This window comes from Pseudomonas arcuscaelestis (assembly GCF_016881005.1).
Lineage (GTDB): Bacteria > Pseudomonadota > Gammaproteobacteria > Pseudomonadales > Pseudomonadaceae > Aquipseudomonas > Aquipseudomonas arcuscaelestis.
Genome location: NZ_JACOPV010000054.1, coordinates 1 through 1,249, shown reverse-complemented (window position 1 = coordinate 1,249; position 1,249 = coordinate 1). Strand labels below are relative to the sequence as shown.

At 60.0% G+C, this 1,249-nt stretch carries 1 protein-coding gene; it reads left to right on the top strand.

Annotated elements, in window-relative coordinates; all coding sequences use genetic code 11:
• Window positions 1–50: 50 nt before the first annotated feature.
• Window positions 51–1,249: COG3014 family protein (locus H8F21_RS29165; RefSeq protein WP_203585831.1), on the top strand; the 1,199-nt coding region annotated here is incomplete at its 3' end.

Below are 1,249 nucleotides of genomic sequence, written 5' to 3'. Positions count from 1 at the left end.
TTTTATGAGGAATTACCATACCGACTGAATACTTTCAGGGAAGAAGTAGCATGGCATTTCGCGCCTTAACTCCGTTTGCGCTCGCGGCCGTCACCTTGCTCTCCGGCTGCTCGATGTTCCGCAGCTACGACACCGAGCTGCAAGCCACCAACCAGCAATTGGCCACCGGCAATGTCGACGCCGCCTTGACCCTGCTGGAAAAAAACAACACCGGCGATGACAAAGACCTGCTCTATTTCTTCGAAAAGGGCGAGTTGCTGCGAGCCAAGGGTGATCTGACCGGCAGCCAGACCGCCTGGCGCAGTGCCGACCTGCAAGTTTACAAGTGGGAAGAGTCGGTCAAGTTCGACAGCGCAAAGTACCTCGCCCAGTTCGGCAGTTTCCTGGCCAACGACAAGGTGCGTCGCTACGAAGGCTACGACTACGAAAAAGTCATGCTGACCACTCAGATGGCCTTGAACCTGTTGGCGCTCAACGACTTCGACGGCGCGCGCACCGAGATCAAGAAAACCCACGAGCGTGAAGCCGTCATCGCCGACCTGCGCGACAAGGAATACCTCAAGCGCGAGGACGAAGCCGAGCGCGAAGGTGTAACCACCCAGATAAAAGACCTGCGCGGCTACCCGATTGAAGCCCTGGACGCGCCGGAAGTCGTCGGCCTGAAAAACAGCTACCAAAGTGCGTTCAGCCATTACCTGGCCGGCTTCGTCTACGAAGCCCTGGGTGAAAAAGACCTGGCCGCCCCCGGCTACCGCAAGGCCGCCGAGTTGCGCCCAAACACCCCGTTGCTTGAGCAGGCGTTGCTGAACCTGGACAAATCCAAGGTTGGTGCCGACGAAAGTGAAGTGCTGATCGTGGTCCAGAGCGGCCTGGCACCAGCCCGCGACTCCATCCGACTGCCGCTGCCGATCCCGATCAACGGCAACCTGGTGATCACCCCACTGTCGTTCCCGGTGATCAAGGCCGACACCTCCACGGCAACCTTTGCCCAGATCGGTGTCGATGGTCAGCAACAGAATCTCACCCCGCTCAACAGCACCACCGCCATGTCCCGCCGCGCCCTGCGCGATGACATGCCAGGGATCATTCTGCGCACCACCGTGCGTGCGGTCACCCGTGGCGTGGCGCAAAACAACCTGAACAAAACCCACCCCATGGCGGGCCTGGTTCTGGGCATCGCCTCTGCTGTCACAGAAGGCGCCGACACCCGTACCTGGCGCACCCTGCCAGACATGACCCAAGTGACTCG